Source organism: Streptomyces hirsutus, assembly GCF_001418415.1.
GTDB lineage: Bacteria > Actinomycetota > Actinomycetes > Streptomycetales > Streptomycetaceae > Streptomyces > Streptomyces hirsutus.
The window spans coordinates 22689-44123 of sequence record NZ_LIQT01000287.1 but is presented as its reverse complement, the minus strand read 5'-3'; the positions used below and the strand labels follow the sequence as shown (position 1 = coordinate 44123).

Below are 21435 nucleotides of genomic sequence, written 5' to 3'. Positions count from 1 at the left end.
CCGGTGCACCGGTGAGACACAGAAGGACGCCGACAGCGCCCGCTACGACTTCACCGTCCAGGGGAACCTGGTGCCCCGGTCCGGCCAGGACCTGGGCCTGGCGCCCGCCGCGACCGACGGCTCGGGCGCTCTCGTCCTCAAGGCCCGCGACGACACGGACGTCCAGCGCTGGGCGATCGACACCTCGGAGCCCGACCTCCAGGTGAAGATCGTCACCTGGGGCCCCGTCGAGAACGGGGAAGAGGACGGGGACGAGGAGAACGACTAGGCGGACCGGGCCGGCCGGACGCTCACAGGTCCTCCGCCGGCCCCAGCTCGGCCCAGATGGTCTTGCCCTCGGCGGTGTGTCTGCTGCCCCACCGCCGGGTGAGCTGGGCGACCAGGAGCAGCCCCCGGCCGCCCTCGTCCCAGGTCTTGGCACGCCGCAGGTGCGGGGCGGTGTGGCTGGCGTCGGACACCTCGCAGATCAGCGTCGACGCGTCGCAGATCAGCCGGAGCCGGATCGGCGGCGCGCCGTAACGGATCGCGTTGGTGACCAGCTCGCTCACCACCAGCTCGACGGTGAACGACATGTCGGTCAGCTCCCACACGCCCAGCTGGTCGAGGACCCGCTTGCGGACCGGCGCGACGAGCGCCGGGTCGGCCGGGATGTCCCAGGTGGCCACCCGGGAGGACGGCAGCCCGCGGGTACGGGTCAGCAGCAGCGCCACGTCGTCCCTGGCGCGACCCGGAGGGAGCATGGCGTGCAGAACACGGTCGCAGGCCTCGTCGAGCGCCCCGGAGGCCGCGTGGGACAGGGCGTCGCAGAGCAGGTGAAGGCCCGCGTCCGTTCCGCCTCCCCGGCCGTCGACAAGACCGTCCGTGTAGAAACCCAGCACACTGCCCTCGGGCAGCTCCAGCTCCACGGACTCGAAGGGCAGCCCGCCCAGGCCCAGCGGAGGCCCGGACGGCATGTCCAGTATGCGGACCGACCCGTCCGGCGGGACCAGGACCGGTGGCGGATGCCCCGCCCTCGACAGGGTGCAGCGCCGTGACACCGGGTCGTACACCGCGTACAGGCAGGTCGCACCGACCTCGCCGGGGCCGGCGTCGCCGCCCGACTCGTGCGAGAGATGCAGGACCAGGTCGTCGAGGTGGGTGAGCAGTTCCTCCGGGGCCAGGTCGATGTCGGCGAGGGTGCGGACGGCCGTACGCAGCCGGCCCGTCGTCGCCGACGCCTGGATGCCGTGGCCGACGACGTCCCCCACCACCATGGCCACCCGCATCCCGGACAGCGGGATCACGTCGAACCAGTCGCCGCCCACGCCGGTGCGCGCGGCCGGCAGATACCGGGAGGCGGCGTCCACCGCCGCGGTCCGGGGCAGGCCGCGGGGGAGCAGACTGCGCTGGAGGGTGAGGGTCGTCTCGCGTTCGCGGGAGTAGCGGCGGGCGTTGTCGATGCAGACGGCCGCACGCGCGGTGATCTCCTCGGCCAGCAGTACGTCGTCGTGGGTGAAGGGCTCGGGATGCCGGAAGCGGGTGAAGGCCGCGACGCCGAGGGTGACACCGCGGGCCCGGAGGGGGACGGACAGGATCGAGTGGACACCGAACTCCCGGACCTGCCGGGCGTGGGCTTCGTCGACCGCGAGCCACGGATCGAGATCACCGGAGGGGACCGAGGCGACGACGCTGTGGCCGGCGATCAGGGAGTCGGCCTGGGGTGCGGCGGCCGGGTAGACGACCACCTCGCCCAGGTCGGTGACCGACTCGGGGTTGCCCGCCGTGCGGGACCGATGGGTGAGCCGGCGCAGCGAGACCGGAAGGATGAGCGGACCGGTGGGGTCGGCACCCTGGTCGTGCTCGAGCAGGTCGACGCTGACGAAGTCGGCGAGCGCGGGAACACAGACCTCTGTCAGTTCCTGCGCCGTCCGGGTGACGTCGAGGGTGGTGCCGATGCGTATGCTGGCCTCGTTGACCAGCTGCAGCCGTGCCCGCGCCCTGTTCTGCTCGGTGAAGTCATGGGCCGTCACGCAGACACCGACGATCCGGCCGGAGTCGTCGGTGAGCGGTGCGATACGGGCCAGCCAGGTGTCCTCGTGGCTCTCTCCGCGGACCCGCAGACGCGTCTGCACGTCGTGGCCCCGGCCCGTCCGCAGCACCTGGCGCATGTGCTGCTCCAGCTCCCTGGCCCGGTGCCGGCCGCCGATGTCGCCGGGCTGCAGACCGCGCAGATGGGTGGCCGGCAGCCCGAGGAGCTCCGCCATCGCGTCGTTGGCACCGCGCAGGCGCAGGTCCTCGCCGAAGACGACGGTGGCGCACGGGGACTGGAGCATGGCCGCCCAGAGCAGCGGATCGCCGACCGGATCGGTGTCGCCGGACCGCAGCGGGGTGACGGCCAGCCAGTCGTCGGCCTCACCGTCCTCCGGCCGGCCGCGGTGGGCGAGCAGCCATACGGTGACGGTGCCGCCGTCCCGGTGCCGGAGCGCGAGCGTGCCGCTCCAACGCCTGTCGCCCGGCGGCCGGGGCGCCTGCGCCCCGTCGGCGAGCAGGCGGGCCGCCGGGCGGCCGACCACGTCCTCGGCCCGGTGGCCCAGCAGCCGCTGGGCGGCCTTGTTCCACCGGGTGACGGTGCCGTCGGCGGCGATGACGGCCCGAGCCGTCACCGGATCGTCGAACGGGTCGTCCGCCCTCATCGTCGCCACTCCATCGCGCACACTCACCGTGAACTGGTCGATCGCCAGAGTTCCACCCTAGTGCGTCCGAGGCGGGTGCGGACCGGAACCCCGTCCGGGCGGAGGGGCACGGGCGGGGCGCGAAGGACGGGAGCGACGCCCGGGACGGCCACCGGGGGAGGCCTGTTCCGGACCTCGGCCCCGGTTCCCGTCCCGGTCTCCGCCCCGACAGGCGCCTGGTGCCCGTTCGGGCGCGTCCGGCGCCGGTCCGGCAGGCAGCCGGCACACGTCCGTCGTCCGACGGCGTCCGTCACCAGTCCCGTCCCGCCTGTTGACGGAGTGTCACATCTGCCACAACGATGTCCCTGTACGGATGGGAGCGCTCCCATCCGTAGTCGCCGCCGTGTCCTCCCACCAGAGGAGCCCAGACGTGAACAGACGCAGAACCGCGCTGCTGTCCCTGACCGGCCTGCTGGCGACCGCGCTCACCGCGCTGCCCGCCGCCCCGGCCGGGGCCGACGAGGTCGAGCAGGTCCGCAACGGCACCTTCGACACCACCACCGAACCCTGGTGGGCCTCCGCCGGTGTCACCACGAGCCTGTCCGACGGCCGCCTGTGCGCCGACGTCCCCGGCGGCACCACCAACCGGTGGGACGCCGCCCTCGGCCAGAACGACATCACCCTCGTGAAGGGGGAGTCCTACCGCTTCTCCTTCGCCGCGACCGGCGCACCCGCGGGCCACGTGGTCCGGGCGGTCGTCGGCCTGTCGGTGGCCCCGTACGACGCCTACTACGAGGTGTCCCCGCAGCTCGGCGTCTCCGGCGACACGTACTCGTACACCTTCACGGCGCCTGCGGACACCGAGCGGGGCCAGGTCGCTCTCCAGCTCGGCGGCAGTCCCGACCCCTGGCGCTTCTGCGTGGACGACGTGTCCCTGCTGGGCGGCGTGGAGCCCGAGCCGTACGAGCCCGACACCGGCCCCCGGGTCCGCGTCAACCAGGTCGCCTACCTCCCCGCCGGCCCGAAGAACGCCACCCTGGTCACCGGGGCGACCGAGCGGCTGCCCTGGCAGCTGAAGGACGCCGGCGGCAGGGTCGTCCGGCAGGGCAGGACCGTGCCGCGCGGCGTGGACGACTCCTCCGGGCAGAACGTCCACTCCATCGACTTCGGCGCCCACCGTGCGCGGGGCACCGGCTACACCCTGGCCGTGGACGGCGAGACCAGCCGGCCCTTCGACATCGACGCCGGCGCCTACGAGCGGCTGCGGCTGGACTCGGCGAAGTACTACTACACCCAGCGCAGCGGCATCGAGATCCGCGACGACCTGCGCCCCGGCTACGCCCGCCCGGCCGGACACGTGGACGCGGCGCCCAACCAGGGCGACGGCAGGGTGCCCTGCCGGCCGGGCGTCTGCGACTACACCCTCGACGTCACCGGCGGCTGGTACGACGCCGGCGACCACGGCAAGTACGTCGTCAACGGCGGCATCAGCACCTGGGAGGTGCTCAGCACCTACGAACGCGCCCGGCACGCCCGCACCGGACAGGCGGACAAGCTGGGCGACGGCACGCTGAACATCCCGGAGAGCGGCAACGGGGTGCCCGACATCCTCGACGAGGCCCGCTGGGAGCTGGAGTTCCTGCTGAAGATGCAGGTGCCCGAGGGAGAGCCGCTGGCCGGGATGGCCCACCACAAGATCCACGACGAGCAGTGGACCGGGCTGCCGCTGCTGCCCGGCGACGACCCGCAGAAGCGCGAACTGCACCCGCCGAGCACCGCCGCCACCCTGAACCTCGCGGCCACGGCCGCCCAGGCGGCCCGTCTGTACCGGCCCTACGACGGGAAGTTCGCGGCCGAGGCCCTGGCCGCCGCGCGCACCGCCTGGACGGCCGCGCTCGCCCATCCCGGGGAGTACGCGAGCCCGGACGACGGCGTCGGCGGCGGCGCCTATCCGGACGACGAGGTGAGCGACGAGTTCTACTGGGCGGCGGCCGAGCTGTATCTCACCACGGGGGAGCGGCGGTTCGAGGAGTACGTCCTGAAGTCCCCGGTGCACACCGCCGACATCTTCGGCCCCCTCGGCTTCGACTGGTCGCGCACCGCGGCGGCCGGCCGGCTCGACCTCGCGACGGTGCCGAACGGGCTCCCGGGCCGGGACAAGGTCCGCAGCTCCGTCGTCAAGGGCGCCGACCGCTACCTGGCCACGCTGACGGCACACCCGTACGGCATGCCGTACGCGCCGGCCGGCAACGTCTACGACTGGGGTTCCAGTCACCAGGTCCTCAACAACGCGGTCGTCCTCGCCACCGCCTACGACCTCACCGGTGCCGCGAAGTACCGGGACGGCGCGCTGCAGAGCATGGACTACATCCTCGGCCGCAACGCCCTGAACATCTCCTACGTCACCGGGTACGGCGAGGTCAGCGCGCAGAACCAGCACAGCCGCTGGTACGCCCGCCAGCTCGACCCGGCGCTGCCGAACCCGCCCGCCGGGACCCTCTCCGGCGGACCCAACTCGAGCATCCAGGACCCCTACGCCCAGTCGATGCTCCAGGGCTGCGTCGGCCAGTTCTGCTTCATCGACGACATCCAGTCCTGGTCCACCAACGAGCACACCGTCAACTGGAACGCGGCCCTGACCCGCATGGCCTCCTTCGTGGCCGACCAGAGGTAGCGGACCGGAGTGCCGCACCGGTGCCGGAGGTGTCGTCCCGAGGAACGGGACGACACCTCCGGCACACCCTTTTCGGTACCGCCGCACACCCGCTCTGAACTGGTGGTATTTACGATCGAGTACCCGAGCGGTACCGTGATGGCATGCCTGCTCTGAATGTGGAGTTCAGTGACCGTGAACTCGAGGACCTGCGGCAGATCGCCAAGGAGCGCGGTACATCGATGAAGGCGCTGGTGCGGGAGGCGGCCGCGGCCGACATCGCCCGCCACCGGGCACTCCAGGAAGGCGCGGAGGCATTCCGCCGGTTCTTCGCCTCGCACGCCGACGAATTCGCCGCCGCCTTCCCGGACGACGAACCGCGGGCCGGGGACGCGGGGCGGGCCGCCTGACCGATGGCATCCGTTCTGCACATCGACGTGCCCTGGCTGCTCCAGCGGCACGAGGAGGTCCTCCCGGACCAGCCCACCGTCAACGACTTCTCGGCGCTGGTCGCCGCCGTCGCCCGGCACCGCGTCGACCCGCCCCGTCTCGGCGTGGACTCGGACGCGGCCTGGCGGGCCGCCGCCCTGCTGCACACTCTCGCCCTGCTCCGCCCCCTGCCGTCGGCCAACGCCCGCTTCGCCTGCGCCACGGCGGTGGCGTACATGTTCGTCAGCGGCGTCGGCATCGACCCGCCCTACGGCGCGATCGTCGACCTCGCCCGCGATCTGATGTCCGGAACGACGGATGTCTACGGAGCCGCGGACCGGCTCCGCTCCTGGCAGATCTGACACCACCACCGGAATGCGAGAACCGGGGAACCCCGGGAAAACGCAGGTGGAAAGCCGATGCGGGCGACTCCGGGCACGTTTTTCCTTTTGACTTCCTGTCAACGAGCGGAGGTTTCCCCGGTGCCTTGTTGGCCGTGCGCCGGTTGTGCGAGAGTGAGCCCCCCGTGAGGGGGTAAAATCCGGGGTTGCACGCGCGTTGATGAACCGGGTCCGCTTTCACCGTCGGTGAATTCGCGCCCTCCCGCGCAACGCCGCCAAAAAGGTATGGACCACGTGGGGCTTCCCTTTTCGGCGTCAGAACTTCTGTGTCACCTGCGTGTGGGAAGGAACCATCTCAGTGCCCACCCCTCATTCCTCCCGGTCTCCTCATCCCCCTCCCGGAGGGGACCCGGGGGAGTCCGACGAGTCCCTCGCCGCACGGTTGCGAGGCAGTCCGGAGGGTGAAGCCACCCACTCCGTCGCGCTGCTGGCGGCACGTCACTGGCGGGCCGTGCACGACTACGCGACCATCTGCCTCGCCTCGTCGGGGCCGACCGCCGCCATGGTCACCGCGGCGGCGCAGCACCGCGTACTGAACCGGGTCGCCCTCGGCGAACCGGCCGTCGCCCTGCGCCCCGTGCTGCTGGTGGCCGTACGGGACACGGTCCGGGAATGGGCTTCGGACGACCGGACCGCCGGTGCCCTGCCGGAGCTGCTGAAACCGGCCGGCGGACGCGGCATGCGCGCGGCCAGGACGATGACGCCGGAGAACCGCACGCTCGCCCAGCGCTCGTTCCGGTCCCTGCCCGCCCTCGCCCGCTGCGTGCTCTGGCACGTCGAGGTAGAGGCCGAACCCGTATCCGTCCCGGCCGGCCTCCTCGGCATCGATCCCGCCGTCGCCTCGGGAACGCTCCAACAGGCGCGTGACACCTTCCGCCAGGGCTGTGTCCACGCCCATCAGGAACTCGCGCCGATGAAGGACTGCCGGTTCTACAACCGGCTCCTCGACGTCCCCATCCGCCGCGGCGGGACCCTGCTCCCCGATGTCCAGCAGCACCTGGCGGAATGCCGCTACTGCCGGAACGCGGCCGAGCAGCTGAGCCATTTCGAGGGCGAGCTCGGCACGCTCATCGCCGAGGCCGTTCTCGGCTGGGGCGCCCGCCGCTACCTCGACTCGCGCCCCGGCCGGGCGACCCCGGGCCCGCGCGGCGGCCGCACCACCCGCCGCGGACACCGGTCGGGCGGCAGCCGGCATCGCCTGCTGTCCCGGATCCCCGCTCCCGCCCGCCTCACCGGTCTCGGACTCCCGGATGCCGTGCGCTCCACCAGGACCCTGCTCACCGGCCTCGGCGCCGTCTCGGCCGGCGTGCTGGTGAGCGTGCTCATCGCCGGGGGCTCCTCACCCGACGGCAGCGGCACCGACCCGACCGGCGCCACCAGCACGGCGGGCGGCCGGGGGGTCGTACCGACCGAGTCCCCGCCGGGCGTGGCCGGACTGCCCACGGGTCCGCAGCCGGCCCTCCTGCGCAACGTCGCCTCCGGCCTGTGCCTCGACACCCGGGGCGAGCCCCAGGACGGCGCCGGCGCCCGGCTCACGGGCTGCTCCTCGGGGCTGAGCCAGCAGTGGACCTACGAGGAGGACGGACTGCTGCGCAGCGTGGCCGACCCGGGCCTGTGCCTGGACGCGCACAAGGACGCCGGGGTCGTCGTCCTCGCCACCTGCGCCGACGCCGGCGAGAACCGCGCCGACGACGTCCGCTACGACCTCACCGGGCAGGGCGAGTTGCTGCCCCGCTGGGACGAACGGCTGGCGCTCACCCCGGTCGCCCCCGATGCGAACGCCGACATCGTCATCAGGGTGCGGGACCGGACCGAGGACCAGCGCTGGGTGACCGAGCCGGTGGCCTCGGCCGAGAAGGCCCTGTCGATCAGCCCCACCCGCACCCCGGCGGCACGGCATCCGGAGCAGGCCGGGCCGGTTGTGTGAACGGCGCGCGGTGCCCGGCCGGGTCAGCCGGTGCCCTCCACGAGGTCGCCGGGCCCGATCGTGGCCGGGGTGGCGTGCCCGGACAGGGCGAGGGTCAGGTCCAGCTCGGCGAGCAGGCAGCGGATCACGTGCTCGACGCCCGCCTGCCCGTCGAGGCCGAGCCCGTAGACGTACGGCCGTCCGACGAGTACGGCCCGCGCGCCGAGGGCGAGCGCCTTGAAGACGTCGTCGCCGGTGCGGACACCGCTGTCGAACAGCACGGTCAGCCGGTCGCCGACGGCGGCCACCACCCCGGGCAGCGCGTCCGCCGCCGCGACGGCCCCGGCCACCTGACGGCCGCCGTGGTTGGACACCACCACCCCGTCCATCCCGGCATCGGCCGCGAGCCGGGCGTCGTCCGGGTGCAGCACACCCTTGAGGAGGATCGGGCCGTCCCAGTTCTCCCGCAGGAACGCGAGGTCGGGCCAGGTCTTGGCGGGGTCGGAGAACATGCCGACGAAATGCATCACCGCCGCGTTCGGATCCTCGTGCACGGGCTTGGCCAGACCGGCCCGGAACGCGGGGTCCGAGAAGTAGTTGGCGGTACCCACCCCGTGCAGGAACGGCAGAAAGGCCTGATCCAGATCGCGCGGCCGCCAGGACAGCAGGGGGGTGTCCAGGGTGACCACCAAAGCCGTGAACCCGGCGGCCCCGGCCCGGCCCAGGAAGCTCCGGGCGACCTCGGGGTCCTTCGGCCAGTACAGCTGGAACCAGCGCTCCGCGTCACCCATCGCCTCCGCGACCTGCTCCATCGGCGTGCTGGACGCGGAGGACAGCACGAACGGCACACCCTGCGCCGCGGCGGCCCGCGCCGCGGCCGGCTCGGCGTCCGGGTGCATCAGCGACAGCACCCCGACCGGCGCCAGCGCGAGCGGCGCCGGCAGCGCGCGGCCGAGCACCTCCACCGACAGATCACGCTCGTGCACGTCCCGCAGCATGCGCGGCACGATCCGGTGGCGGGCGAGAGCCGCCCGGTTGGCGCGCGCGGTACTGCCGTCGCCCGCGCTGCCCGCCACATAACCGACCGGACCCGGCCCGAGCCGCCGCTCGGTCAGCTCCTCCAGCCGGGTCAGGTCCGTGGGCAGCCGGGGCACGGCACCCGTCATCCCGTTCAGGTAGATCTCGTACTGGAAGTCCGCCCAGTTCCCGGCCATACGCCGTCCCCACCTCTCCTCGTCCAGCCGACTGAATCATGAACAGAAGGCGTCGCGGAACGGTCCGTCGGGAACGGAAACGGAATGTTTCAGGCCTATTGCGTAACAGTGGGAATTCGGCCATCTGGCCACTTCGCGCAAGCGCCGCCCGTGCGGTTGCTGGGTTCGCGCTCGCGCATTCCGTGACTTCGCGCCACTGATTCAATACGCAATGTTACCGAAAGCGGCCCGGTCGACGTGTGTTTCCGCGGCGGACTCGGCAGACTCCCGCTCGCCGGTTCGGCACCACCGAGCACGGGCCGGCGACTCGTCGAAACGAGCGGAAGGATGCACACGATGCGGAACACCGCGCGCTGGGCCACCACCATCGGCCTGACCGCCGCAGCCGTCTGCGCACCTCTGTCCGGGGCCGCGTCGGCCGCGCCGGGCGGCGCACCCTCCGCGCTCTACGCCCCGTCGGCCCTGGTGCTCACCATGGGCCACGGAGAGAGCGCCATGACCGTCACACCGGAGCGCGCGGTCACCCTGACCTGTGCCCCCGGCCCCTCCGGCACCCACCCGGCCGCGGCCGCGGCGTGCGGGGAGCTGGCCGAGGTGGACGGCGATCTGCAGGCCCTCACGGTGAGAGACGGCGTGTTCTGCACCCAGCAGTACGACCCGGTCGTCGTCACCGTCGACGGGGTGTGGCAGGGGCAGCGGCTCTCGTACGAGCGCACCTTCGCCAACGAGTGCGTGATGAACGCCCACGGTTCGGGCGTCCTCACGTTCTGAGACCGGGACCGCACGGTTCCCGTGACCGCGTGGCGGTCGGGTACTGGGGAGTGCCGACCTCCTCGCGGAACGTGCGGCCCCGCAAGGGGAGGCCGGCGGGCGGAGTGGGGCCGCCCGCCGGCCTCCGGCGTGTCCGGGGGCGGGTGTCCGGGCCCGTGGCCGCGGTGTCCGCCCGCGTCACGCCAACTGACGCCGCACCAGCTCGTGCAGCCGGCCGCCCGGTTCGGCGAGCAGCCGGGCCGGAGGCCCCTGCTGGACCACCTTGCCCTCCTCCATCACCACCACCCGGTCCGCGTCCAGCACGGTGGACAGCCGGTGGGCGATGACGACCCGGGTCGCCCGGAGCGCCTTGGTGCTCTCGATCACCGTGCGCTGCGTCTCGTTGTCCAGGGCGCTGGTCGCCTCGTCGAAGAAGAGGATGCGCGGCCGGCGGATCAGCGCCTGGGCGATCATCAGCCGCTGCCGCTGGCCGCCGGAGACCGCGCCGCTGCCCGAGACGATGGTGTGCAGTCCCATCGGCATCCGTTTGATGTCCTCGGCGAGCCCCGCCATCTCGGCCGCCGCCATCGCCTCCTCGGGCGTGTACGGCTCGGTGCCGCAGATGACGTCCAGGACGGAGCCGGTGAACGGCTGGGCGTGCTGGAGCACCACCCCGCACTGGCGGCGCACCGCCGACCGGTCGAGCGCGGCCAGGTCCTGACCGTCGTACAGCACACTCCCCGACAGCGGCCGGTCGAAGCCGATGAGCAGCCGCAGCAGCGTGGACTTGCCGCAGCCGCTGGGGCCGACGACCGCCACGAACTCGCCCGGCCGGACCTCGAAGGAGACGTCGTCGAGGACCAGCGGGCCGTCGTCCGAGTACCGGAAGGACACCCGCCGCGCCTCGATCGCCCCGCTCAGCGGGCCCGGCCGGGTACTGGCCGCCCGCACCTCGGGCGTTGCGTCCAGCACCGGCCGGATCTGCTCGAACAGTGGCAACGCGGCCACCCCGGAGACGAACGCGCCGGTCAGCTGGGTGACCGAGGTCAGCACCATCGTCACCGACGTGTTGAAGGTGAGGAACTCGGCCGCCGTCATCGAACCGCGCGCCGGACCCGCCAGCAGCATGAACATCGCCAGCGTGCACAGCGGCAGATAGACCGCGCCCAGCACCGCCGTCAGATTCTTGATCCGGCCGGCCTTCTGCTGGAGCTCCCGGCTGCGGGCGAACTCGGACGCCCACGCCCCGTACGCGTAGTTCTCCGCCGCCGCCACCCGCAGCTTGGGCAGGCCGCGCAGCGTCTGGAAGGCCTGGTTGTTCAGCTTGTTGGTGAGCACCACCAGGCGCCGCTGCCACCGCACCTGCCACAGTCCGAGCCCCGTGAACACCGCGGCGACGGCGAGCAGCATCCCGATCGCGGCCAGGGCCATCGGCACGCTGAACCACAGCAGCAGCCCCAGGTTCACCGCGCCGACGGTGACGGACTGGGCGACCGTCGGTCCGACACCGGCCAGCAGCCGGCGGATGGCGCTGATGCCCATGGCCGCGCTCGCCAGCTCGCCCGTCGAACGCTCGGTGAAGAACGACGTCGGCAGTCGCAGCAGCCTGTCCCACACGGCGGGCTGGAGCGTGGCCTCCACCCGGCCCTCCAGCCGTAGCAGGGTGAGGTTCTGCAGCAGCATGAAGGCGGCGGCGACCACACTGCTGAGGATCACCGCGAGACACACCTGCACGATCAGCCCGGTCTGCGCCTTCGGCACGAACTCACCGAGCACCTTCCCGGTCGCGAGGGGTACAAGGGCCCCGAGCGCCACGGTCACCAGCCCGCTGAGCAGCAGCCCGGTCAGATCGCCCCGGGTGCCCGCCATGCAGAACCGCATCAGCCGCAGCGGACCGAGCCGCCGTTCGGGCAACGGCCGGTAGAACATCACCGCGTGCGGCTCGAACTCCGCGGCGTTGGCCTTCTCCACCGGTGTCTCGCGCCCCGTCGCGGGATGCACCGCGACATAGCCGCCGCGCCGCCACAGCAGCGCCACCGGCGCCCCGGACAGCGCCCGGTGCCCCACCAGCGGCCCGACGTCGTCCCGCCACCAGCGGCCGTCCAGCCGTACGGCGCGCGTGCGCAGCCGGGACGCGAGGGCGATCCGCTCGACCGGATCGAGACGGTCGCCGCCGGTGCCCGACCGGGCCGGCGTGGCGAGCGGGATCCCGGCCGCCTCGGCGACCAGCCTGCAGGCCGCGTACGTGGCGTCCGCGTCGGCCGCGGTCGTCCCCTTCGACGACCGCTTGCCGATCGAGGCGAGCAGCGTCCGGTCGGCCTGGGCGCGGACCGCCTCACCGGCCCTGATGCCCTCCGCGGTCCGCGTCTCGTGGGTGTGCTCGAGCTGCTCGATCCAGCGGTCCAGCGTGGTCATCAGCCGGTACTGCTGCTCGACCAGGCTCTGCCACAACGCGGGGTCCATCAGCAGGTCGGCCGCCGCCTCGGCCCCGTACAGCGAGCCGTACTGCACACTGCCCGGCGGCACCTGCATCCAGAACACGTCGTCGTCGCCGGGCGCGGCGGTCCCCTCGGTGGCCATCGGCGCCTGGAACAGCACCGACAGACTGCGGCCGACACCGAGGGCGAGGGCGTACTCCAGCGGGCTGCTCGTCGGCGGGACGTACTGCGGGGTTCCGTACTCGTCGTACGACCAGGTCTGGGTGCCCGCCCCCCGGTACAGCTCGCGCAGGCCGATCCGGTGCACCACGCAGTCCCGCAGCGGGCGGGCCACCAGCGTGTGCCGCGGCCCCGCCCCCGGACCGAGCAGCAGCGAGCCCGCCTCCAGCCGGCCCAGATGGTGCCAGTGGCCCTGCTCCTCGGCGTCGACCGCGAACAGGTCCACCGAGCCCGAGACGATCAGCCACAGAGTCTGCGGCCCCGTCAGGTCCAGCCGGCCGAACCCGGCACAGTCCACCCGGGTGCCCAGCGCCCCGAGGGCGCCCAGCACGAGGTCGTCCCCGTGCCCCTCCCGCACGGTCGTCGTCATCTCAGCGCTCCCTGACCAGCGCGGCGTACGCGCCACCGCGCGCCACCAACTCCTCGTGCCGCCCGCGCTCCACGACCGTGCCGTGGTCGAGGACGACGATCTCGTCGCTGTCCCGGACCGTGCTCAGCCGGTGCGCGATCACCACACAGGCACAACCGCGGCGGCGCAGGTTGTCCATCACTACCAGCTCGGTCTCGGCGTCCAGCGCGCTGGTCACCTCGTCCAGGACCAGGATGCTCGGCCGCCGCACCAGCGCCCGCGCGATCTCCAGCCGCTGGCGCTGCCCGCCGGAGAAGTTCCGGCCGTCCTGCTCGACCCGGCTGTGGATGCCGCCGGGCCGGCGGGCGATCACGTCGTACAGGGCCGCGTCGCGAAGCGCCTCCACCACCGCCTCGTCCGGGATCGACGGGTCCCACAGCGCCACGTTGTCGCGGACGGTGCCCTCGAAGAGGAACACGTCCTGGTCGACGAAGGACACGGAAGCGGCCAGCGCCCCGCGCGGAATGTCCTCGATGCGCCGGTCGTCGATCCGGATCACTCCTTCCCAGGGCGCGTACAGCCCCGAGATCAGGCGCGACACCGTCGACTTGCCGCTGCCGGAGCCGCCGACCAGCGCCACCTGCCGGCCGGGGCCGACCGTCAGGTCGAAACCGGTCAGCAGCGGCTTGTCCAGCGGGTTGTAGCCGAAGGTGATGTTCTGCAGCTCCACATGCCCGTGCAGCCGGCGCGTCGAGTCGCCGGCGCCGGCACGGTCGTGGAGCGGGTCGGCCCGGAAGTTCTCCACGTCCTTCAGCCGGGCCACGTCGGCCGCGAAGTCCTGGATGCGGCCCGCGACCCCGTTCAGCCGGGTCAGCGGTGCCGTGAACCGGGCGACCAGCGCCTGGAAGGCGACCAGCAGACCGACCGTGATGTGCCCCTCGACCGCCCGCATGCCGCCGATCCACAGGATCAGCGCGCTGTTCAGGGTGGCGAGCGTCGGCGCGACCACGCCGAGCCAGGCGGTCGGCACCCCGAGCCGCTGCTGCTCCTCCAGCGTGGTGGCGTGCTGTCCCGCCCACTTGCGGAAGTAGCCGTCCTCACCGCCGGTCGCCTTCATCGTCTCGATCAGCTGCAGACCGGTGTACGCCGTGTTGGTGAGCCGCGCGGTGTCCGCGCGCAGTTTCGCCGTACGGGTCGCGCGCAGCCGGATGACGATCCGCATCGCCAGGACGTTCAGCAGCGCCACCCCCACCCCGACGAAGGTCAGCTGCGGGTCGTACGTGTACAGCAGCACCGCGTACAGCACGACCACCACCACGTCCACGCCGGCCGCCGAGAGGTCGCGGGACAGCGTCTCGGCCACGGCGTCGTTGGACTGCAGCCGCTGCACCAGGTCCGCCGGACTGCGCTGGCCGAAGAACGTCACCGGCAGCCGCAGCAGATGCCGCAGGAAGCGGGCGCTGGACAGGGTGGAGGAGATGATCCGGCCGCGCAGCAGATTGGCCTGCTGGAGCCAGGTCAGCACCAGGGTGAGCAGGACGCAGGCACCCATCGACGTGAACAGCACGCCCAGCATCGACGTCCGCCGGCCGATCAGGAACTCGTCGATGAAGGTGCGGCTGAGCCCGGGGACCGCCGCGCCGACCGCCACCAGCAGCAGGCTCGACAGCACCACCGCGGGCATCGTCCCCGCGGTGCCGCGCAGCCGGGCCGGCATCGCGCCGAGGACGCCCGGCCTGCGGCCGCCCCGGGTGAACTGCGGCCCGGGTTCCAGGACCAGGACGACACCGGTGAAACTTCCGTCGAACTCCTCCAGCGGCACGAAGCGGCGGCCCTTGCCCGGGTCGTTGACGAACACTCCGCGCCGTCCGAACCGGCGGCCCATGCCGTCGTAGACGACGTAGTGGTTGAACTCCCAGAAGAGGATGGCCGGCGCCGCGACCTCGGCGAGCGCGGCCAGGTCCATCTGCATGCCCTTGGCGGTCAGCCCGTAACTGCGGGCCGCCTTCAGCAGGTTGCCGGCCCGGGAGCCGTCCCGGGAGACACCGCAGGCGATCCGCAGTTCCTCCAGCGGGACATGGCGGCCGTAGTGGCCGAGCACCATCGCCAGCGAGGCGGCGCCGCACTCCACGGCCTCCATCTGGAGCACGGTGGGTGTCCGTACGGTTCTTCCGCGCGCCGTGGGCACCTTGCGCCGGGCCGGGGCGGCCCGCCGGCGGCCGCGGGTCTCCTGGGGGGTCGTCGTCATGGCAGCAGCCAGTCGACGGGGCGTTCGTCGGACAGCCGGACGGAGCCCGAGGCCAGGGTCATCGAAGTCAGGGGGAACGGCGGGCCGTCCGCCGAGGACCACGTGTAACCGCTCTTCGTGGCGGACGACTTCTCCAGTTCGACCGTGACGGCCACCGGCCTGCCCCTCTCCGTGAACTGTTCGCCCAGCTGACCGTCCCCGAGGAAGGCGGCGATCTGCCGGGCCGACTGCCCGGTGCGGTCCACCGACTTCACTCTGCCGCGCAGCACCCCGTACTCCTGGCTCGGCACCGACTGCACGGTGAGATCGACGGCCGCGCGCGCGGGGATGCCGGCCGCGCTCTCGGCGGGGACGTACACCGTCGCGTACAACGGGTCGTCGGACCCGGAGACCTTCTCCACGGCGGCGACGTCCGCGCCGGTCCGGATGATCTGCCCGACGTCGGCGGCGAGCGTGGTGACCCGGCCCGCGTCGAGGGTCCGGACGACCGTGTCACCCCGCTCGGTACGGATTTCGAGGACGGGGGATTCGGCGGGCAGCCGCTCGCCCTGCTTCACGAGGACCGCGGTGACCTGGCCGGCGACCGGGCTCTGCAGTACGTAACTGCCCTGCCCGTGCGTCAGGACGGCGGGTGCGGTCACCGTGGAGGTCACCGATCCGGTCACCGCCCACACCGAGGCGGCGGCCATGGCGACCACGGTCACGGCGAGCACGAGCCAGCCCTGCGGCCGGGCGAAGCGCACCGGGAGGTCGAGCTCCTCGGGCGACTGGAGCTTGGCGAGGGCCTGTTGGCGGAACTGCACGGTTCTTCCCTCACCTGTGTGAACTCTGCGAAGGACGGAGACGGACTGCGAGGACCGGGACGGACTGCGAGGACCGGGGCGGGCTGCGAAGGGCCGCCGAGGACGGCGGGGCATGACGGAGGCAACGCCGAGCCCCGGAGCCGGGGGGCGGCTCCGGGGCTCGGCGGCGCAAGGGCGCGATCAGAGACCGGCGACCAGGTTCGTGACCGGAGCGGTGTTCAGGCCGGTCACACCCTCCACGGTGCCGACGGCCGTGTCGACCAGGCCGGAGACCGGGGCGATGCCGTCCACCGCGCCCGTGAGGGTGTTCACGGCGTTCACGGACAGGCCGCCGGAGACGTTGTCGAGCTCGGCGTCGGAGATCTCGACGGTCTCGACCTGGGGGGTGGAGTTCATGATGGAACTTCCCTTCGTATGGATATGTCACAAGGGGGAGCGGCCCTCCGGGGACAGAGCGAAGGCCGCGGCCGCGGGCACCGGACCCCCGTCACCGGGTGTCCGGAACGGCCCTGCGGTGCGATGGATCAAAGCACGCCCCGGCTCCGGCCCTCCACTCGGCCAAACCCCTCACCAGGCACTTTGTGGCCGTGTCACGCCCAAGAGTGCAGACAGGGCAACGGCCCGGTGGCGACTTCTTCACAGGGGTCACCGCATCGCCCCCTCCTACGGGTTGCGCCCCTCGGGAGGGAATCCGGCACAACGGCCCCAAAGGCATGAGTGGGACGGCCGGCTTGTGGAGGGCTCCCGGCTCCGGTGACCGGGCTGGGCATGCGATGTGCAGATTCGCCGAAGCCGGGATTCCGCATCCCGGGAGGGACGGAGCGTGCGTGTCCGGTCGCGGTGCGTGTCGCCTCTGGGGGAGGCGCCCTATGCCGGGCCGGACGCGCCGGTCGGCCGATTCCGTGTCCCAAACCGGTTGACCGCAAACGGATTTGAACGCCCGGCGGGACCCGTGCGTACCAACAGCCATCCAGGCGCCCCCGACAGCCGCCGGACGGCGGCACGACTCCGGTCCCCCCAGGAGGTCGAGAAGTTTGAGTCACAAGCGAATTCCGAAGCGCAAGGCCGCGATAGCGGTGGGCGGTGCGGTGGCGCTCGGCGCCGCCGTGATCCTGCTCCCCCACGCCAACGCGTCACAGGACGGCGCGTCGAGCGACGCGGCGACCGCGCCGAAGACCCTCAAGGCGACGGATGCCTCGGACCTCGCCTCACAGCTCGCCGGGCTCCTCGGCGACGCGTTCGCCGGCTCCTACTACGACGGCGACAAGCAGCAGCTCGTCGTCAACGTCGTACCCGGCGACAACAACAACGTGATCGTGCAGGCGAAGAAGGCGGGCGCGACCGTCCGCGAGGTCGACAACAGCATGACCGAACTGGCCGAGGGCAAGCGGACGCTGAAGACCGAGGCCACCATCCCCGGCACCTCGTGGGCCGTCGACCCGCGCACCAACAAGATCCTGGTCACCGCCGACTCCACGGTGACCGGCGAGAAGTGGGACAGACTGGAGTCCACCGTGCAGGGCCTCGGCTCCGGCATGGCGACCATCAAGAAGTCCGAGGGCACGTTCAGGACCTTCGCCTCGGGCGGGGACGCGATCTTCTCCGGCGGCGCACGCTGCTCGCTCGGCTTCAACGTCACCGCGGACGACGGCGCGCCCGCCTTCCTGACCGCAGGTCACTGCGCGGTCGCGGCCGACGAGTGGTCCGACGCGCAGAACGGTCAGCCGATCGCCACCGTCGACCAGGCGGTCTTCCCCGGCGAGGGCGACTTCGCACTCGTCCGGTACGACGACCCGGCCACCGAGGCGCCGAGCGACGTCGACGTGGGCGGCCAGACGGTCCAGATCACCGAGGCCGCGGAAGCCACCGTCGGTCAGGAGGTGTTCCGGATGGGAAGCACCACCGGGCTCGCCGACGGCCAGGTCCTCGGACTCGACGCCACGGTGAACTACCCGGAGGGCACGGTCACCGGTCTCATCCAGACCGACGTCTGTGCCGAGCCCGGTGACAGCGGCGGCTCGATGTTCACCCAGGACGGTCTCGCGATCGGTCTGACCTCGGGCGGCAGCGGCGACTGCACCGTCGGCGGCGAGACCTTCTTCCAGCCGGTCACCACCGCCCTGGCGGCGGTCGGCGCGACCCTCGGCGAGGCCGGCGCGGGCGCCGGAGCCGGCGACCAGGCGGGTGGCGAAGAGGCCGGTGGTGAGGACGCCGGAGCCGGCGAGGCCGGAGGAGAGGGCGCCGGTGCGGACGACCAGGCCGGCGAAGTCGGCGGCGAGGAAGCGGGCCAGGACGACGGAACCGGTTACGGTGCCGGCCAGGGCGCCGAGGACGGCGCGGGCGACGACGGCCTGACCGAGACCCACTGACCGGATCCCGTCGACGGCCCCCCGGCGTTCCTGCCCCCAGCCCTGAACGCCCCCGGCACAGCCGAGGACGGGCCGAAGACGGGCCGGCCGGACCGGGCCCACCTCCGCCCCCGGTCCACCACGGCACACCGTGGTGGACCGGGGGCGGCGGCACGCCATACGCACAGGCGTCCCGCACGCCGACGGCCGAGGCGCGCAGCACCTGGCTGCCGGCGGCGCGGCCGGCGGATCCGGCTCCGAAGGCGGCGGATGCCCCCCGGACACGTCGGCCGCCTCCTCGCACGGCCACGTCACCGGTCCCGGGAAACCCGCTCTCCTCCCTGCGGGCGCGTCGCGCACGGCGGGCGCGGCAGCCCTGCCGTGCATCGCCCCGCCGCCGGCTGTCCGCCCCGCCGGAGGGCGGCGTGATGCCGCGGGGGGCTGCGCAAGTGTCGTACAAGCGCTGTAATGGCCAACGTGGTCGGTCAGGACGCTGCGGGACGCAGCACGAGGACGCTGCGCGCGGAAGGCGCCCTCGCGACGATCACCACCGAGCCGGAGGCGCCGGACCGGGTGCGCAGGGTCCTGGAGCAGGCCCTGGTCTTCGCCGGCGCCGCCCTCGTCGCCGTGTACACGCCCAGTGAGGACGGCGAGCAGCTATGCCTGGTGGAGTCGGCCGGTGTCCCGCGGACCCTGTGCGGGGTGCGGGACAGCTATTCCGTCGCCGGGCACTCCCCGGCCGCCGAGGCCGCACGCGGCGGCCAGCCGGTGTGGCTCGGCCCCGAGGAACTCGCCGCCCAGGCCCAGGCACGGCGCGTCCCGGCCCGCGACTTCTCCCTCGCCGCCCTGCCCGTGCGGCACGGGGCCGGCGGCTGCCTGCTCGCCGTCAGCGAGCGCCCCGGCGGCTTCGACCCCGACGACCGCGTCTGCCTCGGGCTCGTCGCCGACGCGGTCGTCCTCCCCGGGCAGCAGCCCACGGCCGACGGTGACGGTGAACCGGCGCCGGATGCCTTCGTCCTCGCCATGGACACCGGACGGGTCCGGGTGGGCGACGACATCCTGGGCCTCTTCGGCCTCGGCCCGGACGACTTCGACGGCCGCGTCGAGACCCTCATGGGCCTGACGGTGCCGGAGGACCTGCCTTCCGTGATGTCGGTCGTCGAGTCCGACCACATGACCATCGGCGAGCGCGAGCTGGATTTCCGGGTCGAGCAGCCCGCCGGCCCGCCGAAGTGGCTCAGACTGCGCGGCCGGCTGCTGCAGGGAGGGGAGGGCCGGCCGGCCCGCCTGGTGGGCTCCGTCGCCGACGCCTCCACACTGCGCGCCGACGTCACCGACGTGGCCCGGGTGCAGCGCCTGGCCACCGCACTCGCCGCGGCGGTCACCGTCCGCGAGGTCGGCAAGGCCGTGGTCGCGGCCCTGCGCGGGCCGCTCAGAGCCGACCGGATCGCGGTCGCCGAACTGGAGGGCGACCGGCTCGTCGTCGTCGTTCTCGACCCGCCGGAACCGGACGCCTGGCCGGACCTGTGGCGTGCCGAGTGGCGCGCCGAGTGGCCCGACGCGCCCGTGCGCACCATGCCCACCCTCGCCGCCGTCCTGCGCGAGGGCCGGGCCCGGATCTGGTCCGCGGACAGCGCCCTGGAGACCTCCCTCGCCGAGGTCGGGCCGGGCGGTCTCGCCATGCTGCCGCTGTCCGCCGGCAACCGGACGGCCGGCGCCTGCCTCATCGGCTGGGACGCCCCGCACGACTTCGGAGCCGACGAGCGTGCCCTGCTCACCGCCGCCGCCGGTCTCGCCGGACAGGCCCTCATGCGGGCCCGTGCCTTCGACGCCGAGCACGAACTGGTCGGCATGCTCCAGCGCCAGCTGCTGCCGCGCCGGCTGCCCCGGCTGCCCGGCGCGGTCGCCGTCGCCCGCTATCTGCCCAGCACCGCGGGCCTCGAACTCGGCGGCGACTGGTACGACGTGATCCCGCTGCCCGACAACCACGTCGCCCTGGTCATCGGCGACGTCCAGGGCCACAGCGCCGGCGCCGCCACCCTCATGGGGCAGATGCGCACCGCGCTGCGCGCCTACGCCGTCGAGGGGCACACACCCGACGTGGTGGTGTCGCACGCCAACCGGCTGCTCGTGGACATGGAGAGCGACCTCTTTGCCACCTGCTGCTATGTCGAGATCGACCTGGAACAGGGCTCCGGCTGGTGCGTACGCGCCGGACATCTGCCGCCGGTGCTGCGCCACCCGGACGGCAGCACCGAGATCGCGGAGTCGGAGGGCGGACCACCGCTCGGCGTCATGGCCCAGGCCGACTTCCCGATGAGCCCCCTGAGGCTGCGGCCCGGCACGGTGGTCGCCCTCACCACGGACGGCCTGGTCGAGTCCGTCGAGGCCGACATCGACGAGGGCATGGACCACCTCGCCCGCCGGCTGGCCACCGCCGACCCGGCCGACCTGGGGCTGGTCGCCGACGGCCTGCTCGGCAGGGCCCCGCGCAGTGACGACGTCGCCCTGCTGCTGATGCGCTACGAGGGCATGACCCTGCGCCCGCTGCGGGAGACCTGGACGGTGTGGCGGGTGCCGCAGGCCGTCGGCCACGCCCGCCGCTTCACCCGGCGCACCCTGCGCTCCTGGGGCGTGAGCGAGGACCTCGACACCGCCCTGCTCGTCGTTTCCGAACTGGTCACCAACGCGCTCGTGCACACCGAGGGGCAGGTCCGCCTCGACCTCACCCTCGTCGGCGACCGGCTCCGCCTCGCGGTCGCCGACGCATCGCCCCGCAGTCCCGCCAAGCCGAACAGCATCGGCTGGGAAGCCACCGGCGGCCGCGGCATCCTGCTCGTCGAGGCCCTGTCGGCGGCCTGGGGGACGCTGCCGGTCAGCGGCGGCAAACAGGTGTGGGCGGAACTCGGCACGCACCGGTGAGCAGGCGCGGTTCCGGCCGTCGACAACACTCCCGACACGACCGTCATCCCTTCGGGTGACACGCCGCCGCGTGCGCGTCCCGGTCCCGGGCCCGCCGCCACCGG

The 21435-nt window shown here is 73.0% G+C and carries 13 protein-coding genes and 1 pseudogene; 8 read left to right on the top strand and 6 right to left on the bottom strand.

Annotation, left to right across the window (positions count from 1 at the left end; all coding sequences use genetic code 11):
- A pseudogene (locus AOK11_RS21410) lies at nt 1–268 on the top strand (hypothetical protein); the annotation flags it as partial.
- A gap of 22 nt (nt 269–290) precedes the next feature.
- Here AOK11_RS21410 and AOK11_RS21405 read toward each other — a convergent pair.
- The gene (locus tag AOK11_RS21405) at nt 291–2672 is read right to left on the bottom strand and encodes a SpoIIE family protein phosphatase (RefSeq protein ID WP_055595344.1); all 2382 of its coding nucleotides are present in this window, start codon (nt 2670–2672) and stop codon (nt 291–293) included.
- Nucleotides 2673–3081: 409 nt separating this feature from the next.
- Between AOK11_RS21405 and AOK11_RS21400 the strand changes: the two genes are divergently transcribed.
- The 4 genes from AOK11_RS21400 (at nt 3082) to AOK11_RS21385 (ending at nt 8061) form a co-directional block, all read left to right on the top strand.
- Nucleotides 3082–5325, top strand: a complete 2244-nt coding sequence (locus AOK11_RS21400; protein WP_055595343.1) for a glycoside hydrolase family 9 protein — start codon at nt 3082–3084, stop codon at nt 5323–5325.
- 143 nt (nt 5326–5468) lie between these two features.
- Nucleotides 5469–5714 (top strand): hypothetical protein, encoded by a 246-nt coding sequence (locus AOK11_RS21395; RefSeq protein ID WP_055595342.1) that lies wholly within the window; start codon nt 5469–5471, stop codon nt 5712–5714.
- A 3-nt stretch (nt 5715–5717) separates the two neighbouring features.
- A complete protein-coding gene (locus AOK11_RS21390) occupies nt 5718–6095 on the top strand; it encodes a hypothetical protein (protein WP_055595341.1) in 378 nt (125 codons plus the stop codon).
- A 337-nt stretch (nt 6096–6432) separates the two neighbouring features.
- Nucleotides 6433–8061, top strand: coding sequence for an RICIN domain-containing protein (locus AOK11_RS21385; RefSeq protein ID WP_055595340.1), 1629 nt, complete (start codon nt 6433–6435; stop codon nt 8059–8061).
- Nucleotides 8062–8084: 23 nt separating this feature from the next.
- On the opposite strand, the gene AOK11_RS21380 is transcribed toward AOK11_RS21385, so the two are convergent.
- Nucleotides 8085–9254 (bottom strand): alpha-hydroxy-acid oxidizing protein, encoded by a 1170-nt coding sequence (locus tag AOK11_RS21380; protein WP_055595339.1) that lies wholly within the window; start codon nt 9252–9254, stop codon nt 8085–8087.
- Between the two features lie 336 nt (nt 9255–9590).
- Between AOK11_RS21380 and AOK11_RS21375 the strand changes: the two genes are divergently transcribed.
- Entirely contained in the window at nt 9591–10025 is a 435-nt protein-coding gene (locus AOK11_RS21375) for a subtilase-type protease inhibitor (RefSeq protein WP_055595346.1), read from the top strand.
- A 177-nt stretch (nt 10026–10202) separates the two neighbouring features.
- Here AOK11_RS21375 and AOK11_RS21370 read toward each other — a convergent pair whose 3' ends face one another.
- The 4 genes from AOK11_RS21370 to AOK11_RS21355 all read right to left on the bottom strand — a co-directional run bounded on the left by AOK11_RS21370 (nt 10203) and on the right by AOK11_RS21355 (nt 16457).
- Nucleotides 10203–13031 carry an NHLP bacteriocin export ABC transporter permease/ATPase subunit gene (locus AOK11_RS21370; RefSeq protein WP_055595338.1) on the bottom strand — a complete coding sequence of 943 codons (2829 nt, stop codon included), beginning with the start codon at nt 13029–13031 and terminating at the stop codon, nt 10203–10205.
- 1 nt (nt 13032) lies between these two features.
- A complete protein-coding gene (locus AOK11_RS21365; protein WP_055595337.1) occupies nt 13033–15258 on the bottom strand; it encodes an NHLP family bacteriocin export ABC transporter peptidase/permease/ATPase subunit in 2226 nt (741 codons plus the stop codon).
- Nucleotides 15255–16061: a biotin/lipoyl-containing protein gene (locus tag AOK11_RS21360; RefSeq protein WP_055595336.1), complete on the bottom strand. Its 807-nt coding sequence runs from the start codon at nt 16059–16061 to the stop codon at nt 15255–15257. Before AOK11_RS21360 ends, AOK11_RS21365 begins: the two co-directional genes overlap by 4 nt.
- 180 nt (nt 16062–16241) lie before the next feature.
- Entirely contained in the window at nt 16242–16457 is a 216-nt protein-coding gene (locus tag AOK11_RS21355; RefSeq protein ID WP_055595335.1) for a hypothetical protein, read from the bottom strand.
- A gap of 638 nt (nt 16458–17095) precedes the next feature.
- On the opposite strand from AOK11_RS21355, the gene AOK11_RS21350 reads away from it, so the two are divergent.
- Entirely contained in the window at nt 17096–18430 is a 1335-nt protein-coding gene (locus AOK11_RS21350) for a S1 family peptidase (protein WP_055595334.1), read from the top strand.
- 447 nt (nt 18431–18877) lie between these two features.
- Nucleotides 18878–21331 carry a SpoIIE family protein phosphatase gene (locus AOK11_RS21345; RefSeq protein WP_055595333.1) on the top strand — a complete coding sequence of 818 codons (2454 nt, stop codon included), beginning with the start codon at nt 18878–18880 and terminating at the stop codon, nt 21329–21331.
- The last annotated feature ends 104 nt before the right edge of the window (nt 21332–21435 follow it).